Genomic DNA, 2,683 nt, shown 5'->3' on the forward strand with positions numbered 1-2,683 from the left:
CCGGAACATACTTGGCATTGAAAGGGCACTGGTTTGTGTAATACAAAACATACCCTTTTTCATCTATATGCGGATGCTTGGCACATTTCTTAAATAAAGGCACCTTAGCTTTTTTATCAAAAGGAAGATACATAAGCTGTATTCCGTTGTCCGCTTCATCGCACACTTCAAAACCTTTATACTTCAAGAACTTTGGATCTGCAAGGAATGGTTTTTTCTTAGCTGATGACAGAATACAAAGACCTTTTTTGCCTTTCTCTTTACTATCCTCAATACATGCATTAAGAAGATCAGAAGAATAGCCGTGTCCTTTAAAAGAGCCGGATACCCACAGGCAATCTATGTACATATAGCCATCCGCATCGATCGGAATCCACGCGTTCTCGGCAGGGATATACTCTATAAAGCACTTGCCGCGCTCTGCACTCTTCAAAAAGACAAGCCCCTCATCAAATCTGTCCGCAAGCCAGGCTTTCTTAGACGCAACCTGAATATCTTTATTATTTGAAATTGCACAGCATATGTGCTCCTGTTCCAGATTGTCCTTCGTAACTTTAATATACTCCATGACTTTTACCTCAATACGCGAGTGAAACAATCGAATAATGATTCTTCATTGGCGGAGCTCGCGGCACCAATTCTTACTTCAATCGTCAAAAATCAAACATACTCATCTGCTGATATTTTTCAGGGAATTCATTCATGAACCTAAAGCAATCTTCTGGATCTGACATGATCCCGTTTTCTTTGCAAGTCTTTTGAAATAGCTCTTCCAGTTCTTTTGCCTTAGGGCTGGGCAGTTCATAGGAATTCCCGTATCGTTTAATGTACCTCTCCTTCATTCTGGGAAAAGACTTATCAAGTGCCGCGTAATAATACTCCCTGTCCCCATCTCTTAGCGTCAGTCCCATTCCAAAATCTATGATACCTTTTACGCCGGTCCTAATACATTCATTTAGGATTGCTTTGATATTTTCTTCCGTATCATTGATAAATGGCAGGATTGGTGTGATCCACACTATTGTAGGAATTCCCCTTTTCTGCATTTCTTCAAGTACTTCTATGCGACGCTTTGTATTGCAGACATTTGGTTCAAGTATTTTGCACAGATCGTCATCATAGGTAGTGAGAGTTATCTCCACCACGCATTTTGTAGAGCGGTTTATCTCATCAAGAAGATCAATATCGCGTAAAATGAGATCTGATTTTGTCTGGATTGCTACTCCAAATTCGTTTGCCTTAATTATTTCCAGACACCTTCTTGTTAACTGCAACTCTTTTTCACAATGCATATACGGATCAGACATCGATCCGGTTCCTATCATGCTCTTTTTTCTTTTGGATTTCAGTGCCTGTTCCAATAGCTCTGGTGCATTCTGCTTAACTTCGATATCTTCAAAGGGATGTTTGAACTGGTAGCACAGACTCCTGCTGTCACAATAAATACAGCCATGACTGCATCCCCTATAGATATTCATTCCACAACGACCGCCGTTACCTGTAAGTATTCCTTTTGCATTAATAAAATGCATTTAGTCAACTTCCTTTCCGCTTTATCGGATGCCTTATAACTGTCTTTAACTTCTCTGGAGCAACTTTCCTTGCATCACTTAGATATATCTCATGATGAAGGCGCTTATCAGTAATGTCTAGCTCATAGCCTTCCTGCTCCATGAACTCATGCATTTGCTGCACAGTTGCAGGCTCATCATCATAGGAACCTATGTGCATACACTGAACGCAAAGCCCTTCATCTACAGTCAGGAACTCCACCTTGGAAAATACCGTATAGTAATCCAATAGATTTTTTATAATCACCATCTTCCTGGTTCGGATCTCCCGCTCCTCGTACAGCAATATAATTCATACTAGGAACTGTAACGATACCAGGTTTATTCTTTGGCATGTAATATTCTTTGTATTCTTTCTTGAAATCAAAAGCCATATTTATTACCCTCTAAGTTTTTTACACGTTCTTCATGAATAATTTCTTTCCATAGCCTCAACTATATTTCTTATTTTCTCTCTTGCTTCCTTGGGTTCAAGTAGCTCTGCCTTATCTCCAAACGTCAGCATCCAAGTAACCAGATTGTCCATATCCGTATAGTCAGCCTCAAACAATAATCTTCCGTCCTGCTCCTGAGTAAAGCACTCCGGCCCAAACTCTTCTACAAGCCTCCATTTAACATCCTCTGTAAAAAGAGCTTTAACCTTAATTCCACCAGGAAATATCTTTTCTGTAGACAAGTCTGGCGTTGGAACATCTCTGCAGACAAACTCAGTATCCGACATAGTAACCTTATCCATTCGGTTAAGTTTGAACAGACGAAAGTCATTATTATCTGCGCCTTTCTTTGGTCCATTAAGACCTACTCGAGGCACACTACCACTAGAAACACTACGTCCCCATACATACCAGCTGGACCATTTGAATACAATATAATAAGGTTCAAGCTCGCGAATACTCTCGCCTTTTTTATTATAGTAAGTAAACTTTAATGTATGTCTACTTTCAATCGCATTTTGTATAACTTCTATCTTTGGAGCAAGAGATTCCCGGTACCAGGATGACAGATCGATCAAAATAGAATCCCTGCCGCTTACAAACTCAGATGAACCTGCCTTTATCTTCTCCATGAGCTGCCCATAATACCTGCTGCCGCTCACACTATCAAGGCTTCTG

3 protein-coding genes and 1 pseudogene are annotated in these 2,683 nt (G+C 40.3%); all 4 read right to left on the minus strand.

Annotation, left to right across the window (positions count from 1 at the left end):
- Positions 1 to 568, minus strand: a 568-nt coding sequence (locus K6G87_RS11240; RefSeq protein WP_296837160.1) for a GNAT family N-acetyltransferase, incomplete at its 3' end; no start/stop codon positions are given.
- Between the two features lie 85 nt (positions 569 to 653).
- Entirely contained in the window at positions 654 to 1,532 is an 879-nt protein-coding gene (locus tag K6G87_RS11245; RefSeq protein ID WP_296837163.1) for an SPL family radical SAM protein, read from the minus strand.
- A gap of 4 nt (positions 1,533 to 1,536) precedes the next feature.
- Positions 1,537 to 1,945, minus strand: a pseudogene (locus K6G87_RS11250) (GyrI-like domain-containing protein).
- 32 nt (positions 1,946 to 1,977) lie between these two features.
- Positions 1,978 to 2,683: helix-turn-helix transcriptional regulator (locus K6G87_RS11255; protein WP_296837168.1), on the minus strand; the 706-nt coding region annotated here is incomplete at its 5' end.

The sequence above is a fragment of the Butyrivibrio sp. genome, from assembly GCF_024699075.1.